Below are 17833 nucleotides of genomic sequence, written 5' to 3'. Positions count from 1 at the left end.
ATAAACTGTCAATTTGATAGCGGGAACAAATAATTAGATGTCCTTTTTTAGGAGGGCTTAGTTTTTTGTACCCAGTTTAAGAATACCTTTATCATGTGATTCTAAAGTATCCAGAGAATATCTGTATGCTTTGTATACCTATGGTTATGCATAAAAATCCCAGTGATAAAAGTATTTATCACTGGGATTTTTATGCCCTTTTGGGTTTTTGAATGGAGGAAAATCACATGAAAATTATTAATATTGGAGTTTTAGCTCATGTTGATGCAGGAAAAACTACCTTAACAGAAAGCTTATTATATAACAGTGGAGCGATTACAGAATTAGGAAGCGTGGACAAAGGTACAACGAGGACGGATAATACGCTTTTAGAACGTCAGAGAGGAATTACAATTCAGACAGGAATAACCTCTTTTCAGTGGGAAAATACGAAGGTGAACATCATAGACACGCCAGGACATATGGATTTCTTAGCAGAAGTATATCGTTCATTATCAGTTTTAGATGGGGCAATTCTACTGATTTCTGCAAAAGATGGCGTACAAGCACAAACTCGTATATTATTTCATGCACTTAGGAAAATGGGGATTCCCACAATCTTTTTTATCAATAAGATTGACCAAAATGGAATTGATTTATCAACGGTTTATCAGGATATTAAAGAGAAACTTTCTGCCGAAATTGTAATCAAACAGAAGGTAGAACTGTATCCTAATATGTGTGTGACGAACTTTACCGAATCTGAACAATGGGATACGGTAATAGAGGGAAACGATGACCTTTTAGAGAAATATATGTCCGGTAAATCATTAGAAGCATTGGAACTCGAACAAGAGGAAAGCATAAGATTTCAGAATTGTTCTCTGTTCCCTCTTTATCATGGAAGTGCAAAAAGTAATATAGGGATTGATAACCTTATAGAAGTTATTACTAATAAATTTTATTCATCAACACATCGAGGTCCGTCTGAACTTTGCGGAAATGTTTTCAAAATTGAATATACAAAAAAAAGACAACGTCTTGCATATATACGCCTTTATAGTGGAGTACTACATTTACGAGATTCGGTTAGAGTATCAGAAAAAGAAAAAATAAAAGTTACAGAAATGTATACTTCAATAAATGGTGAATTATGTAAGATTGATAGAGCTTATTCTGGAGAAATTGTTATTTTGCAAAATGAGTTTTTGAAGTTAAATAGTGTTCTTGGAGATACAAAACTATTGCCACAGAGAAAAAAGATTGAAAATCCGCACCCTCTACTACAAACAACTGTTGAACCGAGTAAACCTGAACAGAGAGAAATGTTGCTTGATGCCCTTTTGGAAATCTCAGATAGTGATCCGCTTCTACGATATTACGTGGATTCTACGACACATGAAATTATACTTTCTTTCTTAGGGAAAGTACAAATGGAAGTGATTAGTGCACTGTTGCAAGAAAAGTATCATGTGGAGATAGAACTAAAAGAGCCTACAGTCATTTATATGGAGAGACCGTTAAAAAATGCAGAATATACCATTCACATCGAAGTGCCGCCAAATCCTTTCTGGGCTTCCATTGGTTTATCTGTATCACCGCTTCCGTTGGGAAGTGGAATGCAGTATGAGAGCTCGGTTTCTCTTGGATACTTAAATCAATCATTTCAAAATGCAGTTATGGAAGGGATACGCTATGGTTGCGAACAAGGATTATATGGTTGGAATGTGACGGATTGTAAAATCTGTTTTAAGTACGGTTTATACTATAGCCCTGTTAGTACTCCAGCAGATTTTCGGATGCTTACTCCTATTGTACTGGAGCAAGCCTTTAGAAAAGCTGGAACAGAATTGTTAGAGCCATATCTTAGTTTTAAAGTTTATGCACCACAGGAATATCTTTCACGGGCATATAACGATGCTCCCAAATATTGTGCAAATATCGTAAATACTCAACTGAAAAATAATGAGGTCATTATTATTGGAGAAATTCCTGCTCGATGTATTCAAGATTATCGCAATGATTTAACTTTTTTTACAAATGGGCTTAGTGTTTGTTTAGCAGAGCTAAAAGGATATCAGGTTACCACTGGCGAACCTGTTTGCCAGACCCGTCGTCTAAATAGTCGGATAGATAAAGTAAGATATATGTTCAATAAAATAACTTAGTGCGTTTTATGTTGTTATATAAATATGGTTTCTTATTAAATAAGATGAAATATTCTTTAATATAGATTTGAATTAAAGTGGAAAGGAGGAGATTGTTATTATAAACTACAAGTGGATATTGTGTCCTATTTGTGGAAATAAAACAAGACTACGAATACGAGTGGATACTATACTTAAAAATTTCCCTTTATACTGCCCCAAATGTAAGAACGAAACTTTAATTAATGTTCAAAAAATGAATATAATAACAATCAAAGAGCCAGACGCCAAGACGCAGAGCCGATAATTTGAGAAATGAAACTCTCATCTTATCGGCTCTTTTTGTTTATCTGAATTTTACTGACTAGCCTTCAATATTTCTTGCTTCATTGATACCTTTTGCTAGTGCTTCCATTAAGGATAGTTCTTTGTCTGTAAAGCTATCCATGTATTTTTCTATCTGTAGCCTTCGAGTGCTTTTTATCAAATTATCTGTAGGTAAGAAAAATTCATCAATAGACACATGGAGTAATGATACAAGATCATAAAGCACCTGTGTACTTGGGTGTTGCCCTTTATTTTCTATATTTGTTAAATAACGTGGGTCAATTTCAATGATTGTTCCTACTTGTTCACGGGTGAGACCACGTTTTATTCGAGCCTCTTTAATCGCTAGACCAACGGCTCTAAAATCGTATTTATCTTCTTTTTTACGCATAATAAACCACCTCTATACATTTTACTGTTCCTATCCAAGTGGAAACAGGTATAGAAAAACGTGTTATGTAGTTTGTGAGTTCTTTTAAGAGCGCTATTATGCTTATGAATGTGATAAATCCAATCTCAAATAGAAAGGTCGCTGATTTTATTTACCCATACAACTATATAAAATTTAGTTATGCTGCTAAAAAGTAGATAAAATTGGCGACTGAATGGAGGTCACAGTCGCCATGAAAAAGATACGTCACTATCTAATTCTCTTAATTAGGTTCTTATCAAAAAAACTTACCCACCTACACTAGATAAATATGACCATCAATGTGGTTTTACAAATCGTATAGACAGAACAATTGAAGCACATGAACAGAGAAAACAATCTGTTTATGTGTTTTTTTGGCTACTTCGTGAATATCTTTTAAGATTTTTCTTCACTTATGCAACAAATCCCCCTTTCGTGTCGGGACTTAGTATGAAGGGAGATAAAGAAGTACATGCCACTCCCTTTCACGACAGAAAGGGGGTGAAAAACATGAAACCATCTTCTTTTCAAGAAACCATAGAAAATCAGTTTGACTATATCTGCAAACAAGCCATTGAAGATGAACGGAAAGATTATTTCAAACATCTAAGCAGACTGTCCAAAAAAGAAGTTTCATTTTCTGAAATAGATAACTACCTTGTCACCTCTTTTTCTACGGTTGATACGTATGTCACTGATTTTCAACTATTCACATTGTATGGATTAAGAATCAATGTTGAAAGTGATTTGTTAAGCGAAGCCTTACGCCACCTTCCAGAGAACAAGCGGAACATCATTTTACTTCATTATTTTATGGATATGAGTGATGTGGAAATTGCAGAATTACTAAATGTAAATCGTTCAACAGTTTATCGTCATCGAATAAGTGGACTAGCCATGATTAAAGAATTCATGAAGGAGTGTAAAGAATGAAAACAGCCTATCCAAGGGTTCCCTTCCCCCTCATTGTAAAGGCGACAGATGGCGACGTGGAAGCAATTAATCAGATTGTTAAACATTATCGAGGGTATACCTCAAAACGTTCTTTGCGTCGCATGACAGACGAATATGGCAATTCTCATATGGTTATTGATGAAACCCTACGTGGCAGAATGGAAACAAAACTCATCACCAAGATTTTAGCGTTCGAAATTAAATAATCTCATTTTTTCGTGGAAGCGTGTTGAACCGTTCCACGCTTCCCGATTTGGGAGGTTTGTTATTCCATCAAAGCCTACTGTATGTTCAGTATGTTTTGATAGGCTAACAAGCCAAACGTTCTTTGACAATTGAATAAAGCCAATCGAATACGTTTCGATAAGAAAAGAGCCAACGAACTAACACGCCATGATCTATGAAGATAGCGAGCGATTCATGTTAAAACTTCGTAAACAATCTTTAGCAGGATTGTTGCCATGACTTTCTTATCGTGATAATGATACTCCCGTATAGCCACAGTCCGAGCGTTAGTAGCGTCGCAGACAATGGGTACGGCTACATGAAAATCATGCAGGGGTGAAATGCCCGTGAGCTTTGCTAGAGCTGTTCGATTGCTGGGATATTCTTCTCTTGTCAATGTATTATCATAAAAATATTTGATATAATTATAGGTGAATATTGGAGTTTTCCTAGCCTATAATGGGAAAGGAGTAATAATGATAACGGTCACAAAAAAAGATTTAGTTGAGCTAGGATATGGAACTTCTTTTTCAGCAGACATCATAAAAAAAGCAAAAGAATTGATGATTACAAAAGGGCATACCTACTATCAATCTCGAAAGTTAGATAGAGTCCCTCGTGAAGCTGTTGAAGAAATTCTAGGAATTCGGTTTTCAAATGAAAACAGGTCTGAGTAGTTTTTGCACAGTAAGGAGTAAAAACTATGGTTAAAGACCCAATAAAAAAAGCAAAGAATGGAACCTATTATTTTCGTGCAAATCTAGGTTATGATTCTAAAGGAAAAAAAATTCAAAAATATCGTAGTGGATTCACTACTAAAAAAGAAGCAAGAGAAGAATATTCAAAACTACTACTGATGAAACCAGAAGAATTAAGTGAGAATAAGGATAAAATGACGTTTAATCATTATATCTTTGAAATTTTTCTTCCATGGTATAAGACACAGGTAAAGCTCAGAACATATGAAAATCGCTTACCAACTATTAAGAAACATTTCTCTTATTTTGATAAAATGGCTGTTTCCGATATTGAGCCTATTGATGTGCAAAATTGGCAACTAAAATTATCAAAGAAATGTAAGTCTTCTTATGTGAGAGCTGTTCAAGGACTATTTTCAGTTGCTATGGATCGAGCAATTGTCCTTGGGATAACCACCACAAATCCATCTAAGATTATTGGCAATGTGAAAAAGCAAAAGTCTAAAATTGAATTTTGGACAAAAGAAGAATTTGAAAAAGTAATCTCTCTAATTTATAAAGAAGATTACTATCAACACTTTTTATTTATCTCTCTGTGGTTTTTATTTATGACTGGAATGCGAATTGGTGAAGCTACTGCCATTCAATGGGAAGATATTGATTTTGACTCTGGAGTACTAACCATCAACAAAACACTTTATTACAAGAATCAATCGGATTATAGATTTGTTGAACCAAAAACAAAGGCGAGTGTTCGTCATATTGTATTAGATGAATGTACTCTAAATTATCTATCCGAATGGAAGAAAGCACAACAAAATCTAATTCAGACAGACTTTGTAATGAGCTATAACGGTATTCCTACCCAAAAACATACGCTAGCACATGCTATTGAACGCTATGCTAAGCTGGCTAGTATTCATCGAATCAGAATTCATGGTTTACGGCATTCGCATGCTTCCTTGTTAATCAGTATGGGAGAAAACCCACTCATCATTAAAGACCGTTTAGGACATGAAGATATTGAGACGACTTTAGGAACGTATGGACATCTTTATCCTAACAGTAATTTTGAGGTAGCTAACAAATTAAATGGAGCCATTTCCTTTAAAGAAGCAAAACAAAATTATGATACTTCACCAAAGAATCAATTTACTGTAGACTACTTGCGAAACAAAGAAATGAAAAAAGTGCAATAAAAGTGCAGTAAAAAAATAAGAAGAGCCAGAAACCCTTGATAAACAAGGATTTCTGGCTCTCCTACAACTACTCCCACTCAACAGTTGCAGGTGGTTTACTTGTGATATCATAAACAATACGGTTAACGTGATCAACTTCGTTAACAATACGTGTCGAAATTTTCTTAAGTACATCCCAAGGAAGTTGCGCAAAATCAGCTGTCATGCCATCAATTGAAGTAATTGCACGGATAGCAATTGTATAGTCATAAGTACGACCATCTCCCATAACACCGACAGAACGTACGCCAGTATTAACTGTGAAATACTGCCATACGTCACGATCTAGACCAGCTTTAGCGATTTCTTCACGAAGAATAGCATCTGATTCGCGGACTGTTTCAAGTTTTTCTTCGGTAATTTCACCCATAACGCGAATAGCAAGACCAGGTCCAGGGAATGGTTGACGCCATACAACTTCATCAGGCATTCCAAGTGCAGTACCAAGAGCGCGAACCTCATCTTTGAATAATGTGTTAAGTGGCTCAATCAATTCAAATTGCATATCTTCTGGCAATCCACCAACATTATGGTGTGACTTGATTGTTTGGGCTGTTTCTGTCCCAGATTCAATAATATCTGTGTAGAGGGTACCTTGAGCAAGGAAATCAACGCCTTTAAGTTTACTTGCCTCATCATCAAAAACGTACACGAACTCATTTCCGATGATTTTTCGTTTTCTCTCGGGATCTTCAACACCAGAAAGAAGGTCTAGGAAGCGTTTTGAAGCATCAACACGGATAATATTAAGTCCAAATTTACCACCAAGCATATCCATAACTTGGTCACCTTCATTTTTACGTAATAAACCATGATCTACAAAAATACATGTTAATTGATCACCGATAGCACGTTGTAGGAGTACTCCGACAACAGATGAATCAACACCGCCAGATAGTCCAAGAAGTACTTTACGATCGCCTACAGTTTCACGTATTTTTGCAATTTCCATATCAATGAAGTTATCCATTGACCAATCACCACGTGCGCCACAGATATTAACAGCAAAATTTTTAAGGATATCATTGCCATATACTGAGTGACGAACTTCGGGGTGGAATTGGATACCATAAAATTGTTTTTCAGTATTTTCCATTGCAGCAAATGGACAGTCAACAGAGTCACCAACGAGATGGAAACCCTCAGGAATTTCAGTGACAGCATCACCATGGCTCATCAAAACAAGTTGTTCTTGAGGAGTGCCAGCAAAGAGTGCTGATTCTGAGCGTAGGCGAAGTGCTGATTGACCATACTCACGATGACCAGCTTCTCCCGCAGGAAGAACCTTACCACCGAGTTTATGGGTAATCAGTTGCATACCATAACAAATTCCTAAGATTGGAATTCCTAATTCAAAAATTTCTTCATCGATTCCAAAAGCGCCATCAGCGTATACGGAATTTGGACCACCTGAAAGTACGATACCAATAGGATTAATATCGCGAATTTCATCAGCCGTAATTTTATGTGATTTTAACTCAGAAAATACACCAAATTCACGGATACGACGTGCGATAAGCTGGTTATATTGACTACCGTAATCTAGAACGATAATTTTTTGGATATCATTCAATATAGAAATATCAGTCATTGTTTCCCTTTCTTTGTAGCTAATTTTAAAAACAGCTGTACCTATACCATTTTAGCATATTTTATATAAATTAACATCATTAAAATAATTGATTAAACGCTTTCTTATCAAGAAATATTGCTTATGATTTTTCTGAATTATTTCACGATTTTAGAGTTAGAAATATATAGAAGTATGGTAAAATGAAGTGTAGATTCTAGGAGGAGAGAATATTGTTACCAGCATATATTAAAATTCACGACGCTATTAAAAAGGAAATCGATAAAGGGACTTGGAAGATTGGGCAGCGGTTACCTAGCGAAAGAGATTTAGCGGATGATTATAGTGTAAGTCGTATGACACTTCGCCAATCAATTACATTGTTAGTTGAAGAAGGTATTTTGGAGAGACGAGTTGGTAGTGGCACCTATGTTGCTAGTCATCGTGTTCAAGAAAAAATGCGGGGAACAACTAGTTTTACAGAAATTGTCAATTCTCAAGGGCGTAAGCCATCCAGTAAACTAATCTCATTTCAAAGAAAACTAGCAAATGAAACCGAAATTCAAAAATTAAATTTATCACAGTCAGATTATGTGGTTCGTATGGAAAGGGTACGTTATGCTGATAAGGTACCGTTGGTTTATGAGATAGCCTCTATACCAGAGAATTTAATTAAAGGTTTTGAACAATCAGAGGTTACAGAACATTTCTTTAAAACCTTAACAGAGAATGGCTACGAAATTGGGAAAAGCCAACAAACTATATATGCTAGAAATGCTAGTGAACGTGTTGCTTCGCATTTAGAAGTTAACGCAGGCCATGCTATTTTGGCATTGACACAAGTTTCATACTTTACTGATGGTAAGCCTTTTGAATATGTTCATGGGCAATATGTTGGAGATCGTTTTGAGTTTTATTTAGAGAATAACTAGTAGTTTAATGAATAACGTTTTTTGAAGAAGTAGCTATGTATGTTATAATGGAAAAATAAATTATATAGAAAGATTTGAGGAAGTAGTTGACTACTTTCAAGAGGTATTAGTTCATGTCTCAATCTTACATTAATGTTATCGGCGCTGGTTTGGCTGGTTCTGAAGCAGCTTATCAAATTGCTAAACGTGGAATACCAGTTAAGCTTTATGAAATGCGTGGGGTTAAATCAACCCCTCAACATAAAACAGATAATTTTGCAGAATTAGTATGTTCCAATTCATTCCGCGGTGATTCTCTAACAAATGCAGTTGGTCTTTTAAAAGAAGAAATGCGTCGTTTGGATTCTATCATTATGAGAAATGGGGAGGCACATCGAGTTCCAGCAGGTGGAGCCATGGCCGTTGATAGAGAAGGTTATTCTGAAGCTGTTACTGAGGAAATCCATAAACATCCATTAATCGAAGTAATTCGTGATGAAATCACAGATATCCCTGGAGATGCTATTACAGTTATCGCTACAGGACCATTAACAAGTGATAGTCTGGCAGCTAAAATTCATGAACTTAATGGTGGTGACGGTTTTTATTTTTACGATGCCGCCGCTCCAATTGTCGATAAAAATACGATTGACATGAATAAAGTTTACCTTAAGTCTAGGTATGACAAAGGTGAAGCAGCTTATCTAAATTGTCCAATGACCAAAGAAGAATTTATGGCATTTCACGAAGCTTTAACTACAGCAGAGGAAGCACCACTAAATTCTTTTGAGAAAGAAAAATACTTCGAAGGTTGTATGCCTATCGAAGTGATGGCTAAGCGTGGTATTAAAACGATGCTTTATGGTCCAATGAAACCAGTTGGTTTGGAGTATCCTGAGGACTACAAAGGACCGCGAGATGGTGAATTTAAAACACCATATGCTGTTGTTCAATTACGTCAAGATAATGCTGCAGGCTCTCTTTATAACATAGTTGGTTTCCAAACTCATCTTAAGTGGGGAGAACAAAAACGTGTATTTCAAATGATTCCTGGTCTTGAAAATGCTGAATTTGTCCGGTATGGTGTTATGCATCGCAATTCTTATATGGATTCACCAAATCTTTTAGACCAAACCTTTGCTACACGTAAGAACCCAAATCTTTTCTTTGCTGGACAAATGACCGGTGTTGAAGGTTATGTAGAATCGGCAGCAAGTGGTCTTGTAGCGGGAATCAATGCTGCCCGTCGCTTTAATGGGGAGAGTGAAGTAGTTTTCCCACAAACTACTGCTATTGGTGCACTGCCACATTATATTACACATACAGACAGCAAACATTTCCAACCAATGAATGTTAACTTTGGTATCATCAAAGAATTAGAAGGCCCACGAATCCGTGATAAGAAAGAGCGTTATGAAGCTATTGCTACACGAGCTTTGAAAGATTTAGAAAAATTTCTCAACTATTGATATATTCATTTGACTTTGCCAACAAGCAAGGTCAAATTTTCTATATTGATTTTTAAAAATGTATGAATGGAGTAAATATGCACTATAAAGAATTACTTGAGTCATCCGAAAAACCTTATTTGGAAACTAATCGGTATAAACATTTTAAGAATATAATCACTTCAGAGCGTTATTTTTCAAACTATATTAGCTACAAAATAATGCCTACAGTAAGTGAGTTTTTACAGGATATGATCTATTTAGCAGATGAACAAAAAGATTATCAGTCTGATTTTGCTTTTGTGTTTTTTGAGGAAAATGCTGAATTGAGCAGTGAATTACAGAGAACTTTATCACAACAAGGCTTTGAATCAGAGAAACATATCATATTTACAAATTCATTAAATCATCTTAAACTTTTTGAAAAAGAATTTGATGACATCACATTTACTAAACTTAATGAAAATTACCTAGAAAAATACCTAAAGTTCAAATATGAACAAAGTATAGTTTACGGAGAAACTTACGCTAAGCAAATGTATAATGATAATCGTGCTAATCTTTTAAATAATAATGCTAAAGTTTACCTAGCTATTAAAGATAATCAAATTATTGGAGATGTAACAGCTTGGGACTATGGTGAATACGTGGAAATAGATGATTTTTATGTCCAAGAATCCTACAGAGGACAAGGAATTGGTACGCGCCTACAATTTGATGCAAGTAGGGGGTTTAAGAAAGTTATCTTAATTTCAGAAGAAGAAAACAGAAAAATGTATGAGCACCAAGGTTATGAGGAAGTCGCCTATTATTGGACCGCTTTACGGAGCCCTCGAAAGTAAAATTATAAAAGAAATGATATAGTTAAAAGCTATATCTCTTGATTGATAATAAGTATTTTTTTATCCATTAGCTTTTTGTTACACTAATATCAGTTGATTAATCATACAACCATATCAAAGGAGAAATAAATTATGAAAATCAAAAAGCTATTAGGATTAACGACAACAGTAGTAATTTCAGCACTTATTCTAGGAGCCTGTGGTCAGTCTAAAAATGAAGACGCCAAAGTCGTTAGAGTTGGAACAATGGTAAAGAGTAAAACTGAAAAAGCTCGTTGGGATAAAATCGAAGAATTAGTTAAGAAAAAAGGCGTTAAGCTAAAATTTACGGAATTCACAGATTATACACAACCTAATAAAGCTTTAGAAAGTGATGAGATTGATATTAATGCTTTCCAGCATTATAATTACTTAAACAATTGGAATAAAGCAAATAAGACCAATCTTGTTTCCGTTGCTGAGACATACTTTACTTCCTTTAGATTATACTCTGGTACTAAGAACGGTAAAGGTAAATACCAAACAGTTTCTGAAATTCCAAATAAAGCAACTATTACTATCCCAAACGATGCAGTTAACGAAAGTCGCTCTCTCTACTTGTTACAATCAGCAGGCTTGCTAAAATTGAAAGTATCAGGTGATACATTAGCAACAATGTCAGATGTTGTTTCCAATCCTAAATCTTTAGATTTAAAAGAAGTAGATGCAGCACAGACCGCACGTTCTTTGGATTCCACAGATGCAGCAGTTATTAATAATGATTTTGTGACAGAAGCAGGAATAAGTCCTAAATCAGCTATTTTTATTGAACCAAAAAGTAAAAATGCAAAACAATGGTACAACCTTTTAGTTGCTCAAAAAGGTTGGCAAGACAAATCAAAAGCTAAAGCCATTAAAGAAGTTGTGAAAGCTTACCATACAGATGCGGTTAAAAAAGTTATCGAAAAAACATCTCAAGGTTTAGATCAACCTGTTTGGTAAAAATAAATAAGCATGGTCAATTCGATCATGCTTATTTATTTCGATTTTTTTGAGTAATTGACTAGGGGTACTCAATACTTCTGTTAACCGTTGTTGTCGTGCTTTACTTTTTTCGGATTTAGATAAAAGTAGTGTCTTACTTTCTTCAAGGATATCCTCTGTAATATAGTACAACTTCACTAATGAACCGATTCTGACCCTACCAGCTTTAGGCGACATATTCACAACTTGATTAGGATGTAGGGTTGCCCACTTTGAATTTGGTTCAGCAACAATCCTTGATACATTAAAATGGCGTTGCTCTAAGTAAACTTGCGCATCATTGATATCAAGGTGTACTACATTATCAAGCTGAGTATAAGTCTGTTTTTTTCATGACGACGATCAAGTTCTTTTTCAATAATTGGACGAGAATTATCAATTGCTTTTCCAATAAGTTCAGTTGTGTCAGGGATTATTGAAATTAATTTACCAATAGGCCCTAAAGATTTTGTCAATTTTTTACTTGTCTTGGCCATATATTTTCACCGTACTTTCCATTTGTTATGTAAGATATTATATCAAAATTATAGTTTATAAAGCTTTTAAAACTTTCAAATTTGTAAGAAATAGGTCTTAAGATGTAAGGTTATAGTAATCTATTTTGCCATATAATAGACTTAAAGAGAAAGGGGGAGCAAGAGATGCGGCGAAAAATAGTTTTACTTTTTGTAGTTCCAATGCTTATAGTTTTAGGAATTTTAGGAGTGGTAGTTCATTATTATGGTTCAGCATTAAATATTTATCTATTACCTCCTAGTAGCGAACGTTATGGACGTGTTATTTTAGATCGTGTTGAACAGCGTGGTTTGTATTCGCAAGGTCGTCAATGGCAAATTATAAGACAACGATCAGAAAAAAAGTTGAAAACGTCAAAATCTTACCAAGAGAGTCGCAACATTGTACAGGAAGCAGTACGGTATGGAGGAGGTAAACATAGTCAAATATTATCCAAAGAGACTGTACGAAGAGATACCCTAGATAGTCGATATCCAGAATATCGAAGATTAAACGAAGACATTCTCTTAATTACTATTCCTTCTATAAGTAAGTTAGATAAACGATCTATTAGCCATTATAGTGGTAAATTACAAAATATATTGATGGAAAAAAGTTATAAGGGACTCATTTTAGACTTATCGAATAATACTGGCGGCAATATGATCCCTATGATTGGGGGGTTAGCCTCTATTTTACCAAATGATACCCTATTTCATTATACTGATAAGTATGGAAATAAGAAAACAATCACGATGAAAAATATACCGCTAGAAGCATTAAAAATATCTAGGAAAACAATCAATACTAAGCATGTTCCAATCGCTATTATAACTAATCATAAAACTGCTAGTTCGGCAGAAATGACTTTTTTATCATTTAAAGGATTACCTAATGTTAAAAGCTTTGGTCAAGCCACAGCAGGATATACGACTGTTAATGAAACTTTCATGCTTTACGACGGTGCTAGATTAGCTTTAACTACAGGAATAGTTAGTGATCGACAAGGATATAAATACGAGAACACCCCTATCTTACCAGATCAAGTAACCAGCCTTCCTTTACAAGAGTCACAGTCTTGGTTAAAGAGTAGAATCAATCAAAATTAGGGTATAATAAATAAAGGAGAATTATATGTTATTAGAAATCAATCACTTAGAAAAAGTTTTTCGTACACGTTTTTCAAAAGAAGAGACAAGGGCTCTACAAGACGTCGATTTTAAAGTTGAACAAGGGGAATTCATTGCTATTATGGGAGAGTCTGGTTCGGGAAAAACAACTCTGCTAAATATTTTAGCTACTTTAGAAAAACCGACAAATGGACAAGTGATTTTAAATGGGGAAGATATTACGAAAATTAAAGAGGCAAAATTAGCGAGTTTTCGTTTGAAAAATCTTGGTTTCGTCTTTCAGGACTTCAACCTTTTGGATACTCTCTCTGTAAGAGATAATATCTATCTTCCTTTAGTTCTTGATCGTAAACGTTACAAAGAAATGGATCATCGTTTGTCAGAATTATCTTCTCATCTGAGAATTGATGACTTATTAGATAAGAGACCTTTCGAGCTTTCTGGTGGTCAAAAGCAACGTGTAGCGATTGCTCGTAGTTTGATAACCAACCCTCAAATTTTATTAGCAGATGAACCAACAGCAGCGTTAGATTACCGTAATTCAGAAGACTTGCTGAATTTATTTGAAACTATTAACTTGGATGGACAAACTATTTTGATGGTAACCCATTCAGCAAATGCTGCTAGTCATGCCAAACGCGTTTTATTTATCAAAGATGGACGTATTTTTCACCAACTTTATCGTGGTAATAAGAATAATAGCGAATTCAATAAAGATATTTCTTTAACAATGTCTGCCATATTAGGGGGTGAATAATATGTTTTATCTCAAAATAGCCTGGCATAATTTAAAACATTCTATAGACCAGTACATACCATTCCTCTTAGCCAGTTTATTACTTTATTCATTGACTTGTTCTACGCTACTAATCTTAATGAGTGCTGTTGGAAGAGATATGGGGACAGCGGCAACGGTTCTTTTTCTTGGAGTGATTGTTTTGTCAATCTTTGCGGTAGTCATGGAACATTATAGCTACAATATCTTGATGAAACAGCGTAGTAGTGAATTTGGACTGTATAACATTTTGGGGATGAATAAACGTCAAGTTGCGCGTGTAGCTAGTCTAGAGCTGTTTATTATTTATATATTTCTTATTTCTATAGGAAGTTTGTTTAGTGCTTTTTTTGCTAAATTTATTTATTTAATTTTTGTCAACATTATTAACTATCATGCACTAAATCTTAGTTTAAGTTTATGGCCATTTATTATTTGTATTGTTATATTTACAGGTATTTTTCTGACTTTAGAAGTTCCAGTTATTCGACATGTTCATTTATCATCCCCATTAAGTCTCTTTAGGAAGAAACAACAGGGAGAAAAAGAACCAAAAGGTAATCTTATATTTGCAATTTTAGCGTTAGTAGCTATCGCCATCGCTTATACAATGGCTCTTACTTCAGGTAAAGCACCTGCATTAGCTGTTATCTATCGTTTCTTCTTTGCAGTACTTTTAGTTATTGCTGGTACTTATCTTTTTTATATTAGTTTTATGACATGGTACTTAAAAAGGTTACGTCAAAACAAGCATTATTATTATAAATCTGAGCATTTTGTATCAACTTCGCAAATGATTTTTCGAATGAAGCAAAATGCAGTGGGGTTGGCAAGTATCACTTTATTAGCTGTTATGGCTCTAGTTACTATTGCTACAACAGTCTCACTCTATTCAAATACACAAAATGTTGTTACCGGACTATTTCCAAAATCAGTAAGTTTATCAATAGATAATTCAAAAGGTGACGCGAAAAATATATTTGAAGAAAAGATTTTGAAGAAACTAGGTAAGTCATCTAAGGAAGCTATCACTTATAATCAGACAATGATTTCAATGCCAGTTAGTCAATCAAGTGAACTTAATATCACATCTAAAAACGTCAAACATGTTGATATCACAAAAACGGGTTTTATGTACCTAATTACTCAGAATGATTTCCGTCGTTTAGGTCACCGATTACCAAAATTAAAAGATAACCAAGTGGCTTACTTTGTTCAAAAAGGTGATAGTCGTTTGAAAAAAATAAATCTATTGGGAAATAAATTTGACGTTGTAAAAAATTTAAAAGAGGCTTATGTTCCAGAGACTACAAATACTTATAACCCGGGTTTAATTATATTTGCAAACAACAAACAAATTGACAATATTAGAAAAGCATATTTACCTTATACTAAGAACATCAATACTTTTCCAAAAACCTTTAAGGCATATTTGGATTTGAATAGTCAAGAGATAAATTCAATTTCTAAAAACGACATAATAGAGGTAGATGGTAAGTATGTTGGAAATATTAGCACTAAACAGAGTTTTCTAAAAGAAGGTTATCAAATGTTTGGTGGGTTATTATTTACTGGATTTCTGTTAGGTATAAGCTTTTTGCTAGGTATAGCTCTAATTGTTTACTATAAGCAATACTCAGAAGGTCATGAAGATAAGAGATCTTATCGTATCTTACAAGAAGTAGGTATGAGCAAAAAATTAGTTAAACGGACTATTAATTCTCAAATTATGATTTTCTTCTTCCAACCTTTAGTGGTAGCAGTTATTCACTTTGGAGTTGCTATTCCAATGCTAAAACAGATGCTTTTGGTATTTGGGGTGCTTAACTCAACAATCGTATATGTAGTAAGTGGTTTGACAGTACTTGCGATTTCTATAATTTACTTTATCATTTACCGTATAACTAGTCGAACTTATTATCATATTATTGAACGCTAAAAAGGATTGGTTATTTTACCAATCCTTTTGCATTAATAGAAACCGATAGACTAAAAAATTTGTTATACTAAATGAAAGAAAGAGATTTCGTACTATTTTAGGAGGGGATATGTCACAAGAGCAAGGAAAAATTTATATTGTAGAAGATGATATGACGATTGTGTCACTTTTAAAAGATCATTTATCAGCTAGCTATCATGTCTCTAGTGTCAGCAATTTTCGTGATGTGAAACAAGAAATTATCGCATTTCAACCCGATTTGATACTAATGGATATTACGTTACCCTATTTTAATGGTTTTTACTGGACTGCAGAATTGCGTAAGTTTTTAACAATTCCTATTATTTTCATTTCATCTAGTAATGATGAAATGGATATGGTTATGGCATTAAATATGGGGGGGATGACTTTATTTCAAAACCATTCTCTCTAGCTGTATTAGATGCTAAGCTAACTGCTATTTTAAGGAGAAGTCAACAATTTATCCAACAGGAATTAACTTTTGGGGGATTTACGTTGACAAGAGAAGGGTTATTGTCTAGCCAAGATAAAGAGGTTATTTTATCGCCAACAGAAAATAAAATCCTATCTATCTTGCTCATGCATCCTAAACAAGTAGTCTCAAAAGAGTCTCTATTAGAGAAACTTTGGGAAAATGATAGTTTTATTGATCAAAATACACTTAATGTTAATATGACACGCTTACGTAAAAAAATTGTCCCAATAGGTTTTGATTACATTCATACAGTGAGAGGAGTTGGGTATTTACTACAATGATACGCCAGTTTTTAAGAGAACACTTGATTTGGTATATTTTATATATCATGATGTTTGTCCTATTTTTTATTAGTTTCTATCTATATCATTTACCAATGCCCTATTTGTTTAATTCCTTAGGTTTAAATGTTATTGTTTTACTAGGAATTAGTATTTGGCAATACAGTCGTTACAGGAAAAAAATGTTACATCTCAAATATTTTAATAGTAGTCAGGACCCCTCTTTCGAACTTCAACCGAGTGATTACGCTTATTTTAATATTATTACACAATTAGAAGCTAGAGAAGCGCAAAAAGTTTCTGAAACAATTGAACAAACCAATCATGTTGCACTTATGATAAAGATGTGGTCGCACCAAATGAAAGTTCCATTGGCAGCTATTTCATTAATGGCCCAGACAAATCATCTCGATCCTAAGGAAGTTGAACAACAATTATTGAAATTGCAACATTATCTTGAAACGTTGTTAGCATTTTTGAAATTTAGACAATATCGTGACGATTTTCGTTTTGAAGCTGTTAGCCTTAGAGAAGTAGTAGTAGAAATTATAAAATCGTATAAGGTTATTTGTCTATCCAAAAGCTTATCTATCATAATTGAAGGCGATAATATCTGGAAAACAGACAAAAAGTGGTTAACTTTTGCTCTTTCACAGGTGCTAGATAATGCCATAAAATATTCTAATCCTGAGTCAAAGATAATAATAAGCATAGGAGAAGAGAGTATTAGAATACAAGACTACGGTATCGGCATACTCGAAGAAGATATCCCTAGACTTTTTGAAGATGGCTTTACGGGTTACAACGGTCATGAGCACCAAAAGGCAACAGGCATGGGGTTATATATGACAAAAGAAGTCTTATCTAGTCTGAATTTGTCCATTTCGGTGGATAGCAAAATTAATTATGGGACTGCCGTTTCTATACATAAATAAAGTTATGT

At 34.3% G+C, this 17833-nt stretch carries 16 protein-coding genes and 3 pseudogenes; 16 read left to right on the top strand and 3 right to left on the bottom strand.

Going from position 1 to position 17833, the window contains the following annotated elements; genetic code table 11:
- Positions 1 to 164 precede the first annotated feature (164 nt).
- The 3 genes and pseudogenes from HMPREF2818_RS10470 to HMPREF2818_RS09985 form a co-directional block, all read left to right on the top strand.
- Positions 165 to 212: pseudogene (locus tag HMPREF2818_RS10470) on the top strand (hypothetical protein); the annotation flags it as partial.
- A 15-nt stretch (positions 213 to 227) separates the two neighbouring features.
- Positions 228 to 2147 carry a tetracycline resistance ribosomal protection protein Tet(M) gene (gene tet(M) / locus HMPREF2818_RS07555; protein ID WP_000691737.1) on the top strand — a complete coding sequence of 640 codons (1920 nt, stop codon included), beginning with the start codon at positions 228 to 230 and terminating at the stop codon, positions 2145 to 2147.
- A 97-nt stretch (positions 2148 to 2244) separates the two neighbouring features.
- Positions 2245 to 2433, top strand: coding sequence for a cysteine-rich KTR domain-containing protein (locus HMPREF2818_RS09985; RefSeq protein ID WP_032506803.1), 189 nt, complete (start codon positions 2245 to 2247; stop codon positions 2431 to 2433).
- A gap of 57 nt (positions 2434 to 2490) precedes the next feature.
- On the opposite strand, the gene HMPREF2818_RS07550 is transcribed toward HMPREF2818_RS09985, so the two are convergent.
- Positions 2491 to 2844 carry a helix-turn-helix transcriptional regulator gene (locus HMPREF2818_RS07550; RefSeq protein ID WP_001227349.1) on the bottom strand — a complete coding sequence of 118 codons (354 nt, stop codon included), beginning with the start codon at positions 2842 to 2844 and terminating at the stop codon, positions 2491 to 2493.
- Positions 2845 to 3375: 531 nt separating this feature from the next.
- Between HMPREF2818_RS07550 and HMPREF2818_RS07545 the strand changes: the two genes are divergently transcribed.
- The 4 genes from HMPREF2818_RS07545 to HMPREF2818_RS07530 all read left to right on the top strand — a co-directional run bounded on the left by HMPREF2818_RS07545 (position 3376) and on the right by HMPREF2818_RS07530 (position 5941).
- Positions 3376 to 3798, top strand: a complete 423-nt coding sequence (locus HMPREF2818_RS07545) for an RNA polymerase sigma factor (protein ID WP_000804878.1) — start codon at positions 3376 to 3378, stop codon at positions 3796 to 3798.
- Positions 3795 to 4025, top strand: a complete 231-nt coding sequence (locus HMPREF2818_RS07540; protein ID WP_000845144.1) for a helix-turn-helix domain-containing protein — start codon at positions 3795 to 3797, stop codon at positions 4023 to 4025. The genes HMPREF2818_RS07545 and HMPREF2818_RS07540 overlap by 4 nt, the downstream gene beginning before the upstream one ends.
- A 495-nt stretch (positions 4026 to 4520) precedes the next feature.
- Complete coding sequence (locus tag HMPREF2818_RS07535) at positions 4521 to 4721, top strand: DUF3173 domain-containing protein (RefSeq protein ID WP_000633909.1); 201 nt, start codon at positions 4521 to 4523, stop codon at positions 4719 to 4721.
- A gap of 26 nt (positions 4722 to 4747) precedes the next feature.
- Positions 4748 to 5941, top strand: coding sequence for a site-specific integrase (locus HMPREF2818_RS07530; protein ID WP_000237798.1), 1194 nt, complete (start codon positions 4748 to 4750; stop codon positions 5939 to 5941).
- Positions 5942 to 6008: 67 nt separating this feature from the next.
- Here HMPREF2818_RS07530 and guaA read toward each other — a convergent pair whose 3' ends face one another.
- Positions 6009 to 7571: a glutamine-hydrolyzing GMP synthase gene (gene guaA, locus HMPREF2818_RS07525; protein ID WP_000129872.1), complete on the bottom strand. Its 1563-nt coding sequence runs from the start codon at positions 7569 to 7571 to the stop codon at positions 6009 to 6011.
- 212 nt (positions 7572 to 7783) lie between these two features.
- On the opposite strand from guaA, the gene HMPREF2818_RS07520 reads away from it, so the two are divergent.
- The 4 genes from HMPREF2818_RS07520 to HMPREF2818_RS07505 all read left to right on the top strand — a co-directional run bounded on the left by HMPREF2818_RS07520 (position 7784) and on the right by HMPREF2818_RS07505 (position 11732).
- Positions 7784 to 8482, top strand: coding sequence for a GntR family transcriptional regulator (locus HMPREF2818_RS07520; RefSeq protein WP_000936161.1), 699 nt, complete (start codon positions 7784 to 7786; stop codon positions 8480 to 8482).
- A 113-nt stretch (positions 8483 to 8595) separates the two neighbouring features.
- The gene (gene trmFO / locus HMPREF2818_RS07515; RefSeq protein WP_000083753.1) at positions 8596 to 9930 is read left to right on the top strand and encodes a methylenetetrahydrofolate--tRNA-(uracil(54)-C(5))-methyltransferase (FADH(2)-oxidizing) TrmFO; all 1335 of its coding nucleotides are present in this window, start codon (positions 8596 to 8598) and stop codon (positions 9928 to 9930) included.
- Between the two features lie 77 nt (positions 9931 to 10007).
- Positions 10008 to 10751: a GNAT family N-acetyltransferase gene (locus HMPREF2818_RS07510; RefSeq protein ID WP_000559005.1), complete on the top strand. Its 744-nt coding sequence runs from the start codon at positions 10008 to 10010 to the stop codon at positions 10749 to 10751.
- 132 nt (positions 10752 to 10883) lie between these two features.
- Positions 10884 to 11732 carry a MetQ/NlpA family ABC transporter substrate-binding protein gene (locus tag HMPREF2818_RS07505; RefSeq protein ID WP_000694285.1) on the top strand — a complete coding sequence of 283 codons (849 nt, stop codon included), beginning with the start codon at positions 10884 to 10886 and terminating at the stop codon, positions 11730 to 11732.
- Here HMPREF2818_RS07505 and HMPREF2818_RS09975 read toward each other — a convergent pair.
- A pseudogene (locus HMPREF2818_RS09975) lies at positions 11712 to 12250 on the bottom strand (PASTA domain-containing protein). The gene HMPREF2818_RS07505 and the pseudogene HMPREF2818_RS09975 sit on opposite strands and share 21 nt — an antisense overlap.
- Before the next feature lie 165 nt (positions 12251 to 12415).
- Here HMPREF2818_RS09975 and HMPREF2818_RS07495 point away from each other — a divergent pair.
- From HMPREF2818_RS07495 to HMPREF2818_RS07475, 5 genes and pseudogenes are all read left to right on the top strand, one after another.
- Complete coding sequence (locus tag HMPREF2818_RS07495; protein WP_001253125.1) at positions 12416 to 13378, top strand: S41 family peptidase; 963 nt, start codon at positions 12416 to 12418, stop codon at positions 13376 to 13378.
- Positions 13379 to 13403: 25 nt separating this feature from the next.
- Complete coding sequence (locus HMPREF2818_RS07490; RefSeq protein ID WP_000923535.1) at positions 13404 to 14156, top strand: ABC transporter ATP-binding protein; 753 nt, start codon at positions 13404 to 13406, stop codon at positions 14154 to 14156.
- Between the two features lies 1 nt (position 14157).
- On the top strand, positions 14158 to 16113 hold the full coding sequence (locus tag HMPREF2818_RS07485) for an FtsX-like permease family protein (protein WP_000499547.1): 1956 nt from the start codon (positions 14158 to 14160) through the stop codon (positions 16111 to 16113).
- A gap of 109 nt (positions 16114 to 16222) precedes the next feature.
- A pseudogene (locus tag HMPREF2818_RS07480) lies at positions 16223 to 16890 on the top strand (winged helix-turn-helix domain-containing protein).
- Positions 16887 to 17825 carry a sensor histidine kinase gene (locus HMPREF2818_RS07475; protein WP_000620981.1) on the top strand — a complete coding sequence of 313 codons (939 nt, stop codon included), beginning with the start codon at positions 16887 to 16889 and terminating at the stop codon, positions 17823 to 17825. Before HMPREF2818_RS07480 ends, HMPREF2818_RS07475 begins: the two are co-directional and overlap by 4 nt.
- Positions 17826 to 17833 lie beyond the last annotated feature (8 nt).

The organism is Streptococcus sp. HMSC076H09 (assembly GCF_001811765.1).
Taxonomy (GTDB): Bacteria; Bacillota; Bacilli; order Lactobacillales; family Streptococcaceae; genus Streptococcus; species Streptococcus agalactiae.
The sequence above is the reverse complement of the archived record's forward strand: the minus strand, read 5'-3'. Positions and strand labels throughout refer to the sequence as shown.

What these genes read in the sequence shown, in the direction of transcription:
- HMPREF2818_RS07485 (WP_000499547.1), top strand. Translation starts at nt 14,158, where the DNA reads ATGTTTTATCTCAAAATAGCCTGGCATAATTTAAAACATTCTATAGAC.
- HMPREF2818_RS07505 (WP_000694285.1), top strand. Translation starts at nt 10,884, where the DNA reads ATGAAAATCAAAAAGCTATTAGGATTAACGACAACAGTAGTAATTTCA.
- HMPREF2818_RS07475 (WP_000620981.1), top strand. Translation starts at nt 16,887, where the DNA reads ATGATACGCCAGTTTTTAAGAGAACACTTGATTTGGTATATTTTATAT.
- HMPREF2818_RS07535 (WP_000633909.1), top strand. Translation starts at nt 4,521, where the DNA reads ATGATAACGGTCACAAAAAAAGATTTAGTTGAGCTAGGATATGGAACT.
- HMPREF2818_RS07550 (WP_001227349.1), bottom strand. Translation starts at nt 2,844, where the DNA reads ATGCGTAAAAAAGAAGATAAATACGATTTTAGAGCCGTTGGTCTAGCG.
- HMPREF2818_RS07495 (WP_001253125.1), top strand. Translation starts at nt 12,416, where the DNA reads ATGCGGCGAAAAATAGTTTTACTTTTTGTAGTTCCAATGCTTATAGTT.
- HMPREF2818_RS07510 (WP_000559005.1), top strand. Translation starts at nt 10,008, where the DNA reads ATGCACTATAAAGAATTACTTGAGTCATCCGAAAAACCTTATTTGGAA.
- HMPREF2818_RS07530 (WP_000237798.1), top strand. Translation starts at nt 4,748, where the DNA reads ATGGTTAAAGACCCAATAAAAAAAGCAAAGAATGGAACCTATTATTTT.
- guaA (WP_000129872.1), bottom strand. Translation starts at nt 7,571, where the DNA reads ATGACTGATATTTCTATATTGAATGATATCCAAAAAATTATCGTTCTA.
- HMPREF2818_RS07540 (WP_000845144.1), top strand. Translation starts at nt 3,795, where the DNA reads ATGAAAACAGCCTATCCAAGGGTTCCCTTCCCCCTCATTGTAAAGGCG.
- HMPREF2818_RS07545 (WP_000804878.1), top strand. Translation starts at nt 3,376, where the DNA reads ATGAAACCATCTTCTTTTCAAGAAACCATAGAAAATCAGTTTGACTAT.
- trmFO (WP_000083753.1), top strand. Translation starts at nt 8,596, where the DNA reads ATGTCTCAATCTTACATTAATGTTATCGGCGCTGGTTTGGCTGGTTCT.
- HMPREF2818_RS07490 (WP_000923535.1), top strand. Translation starts at nt 13,404, where the DNA reads ATGTTATTAGAAATCAATCACTTAGAAAAAGTTTTTCGTACACGTTTT.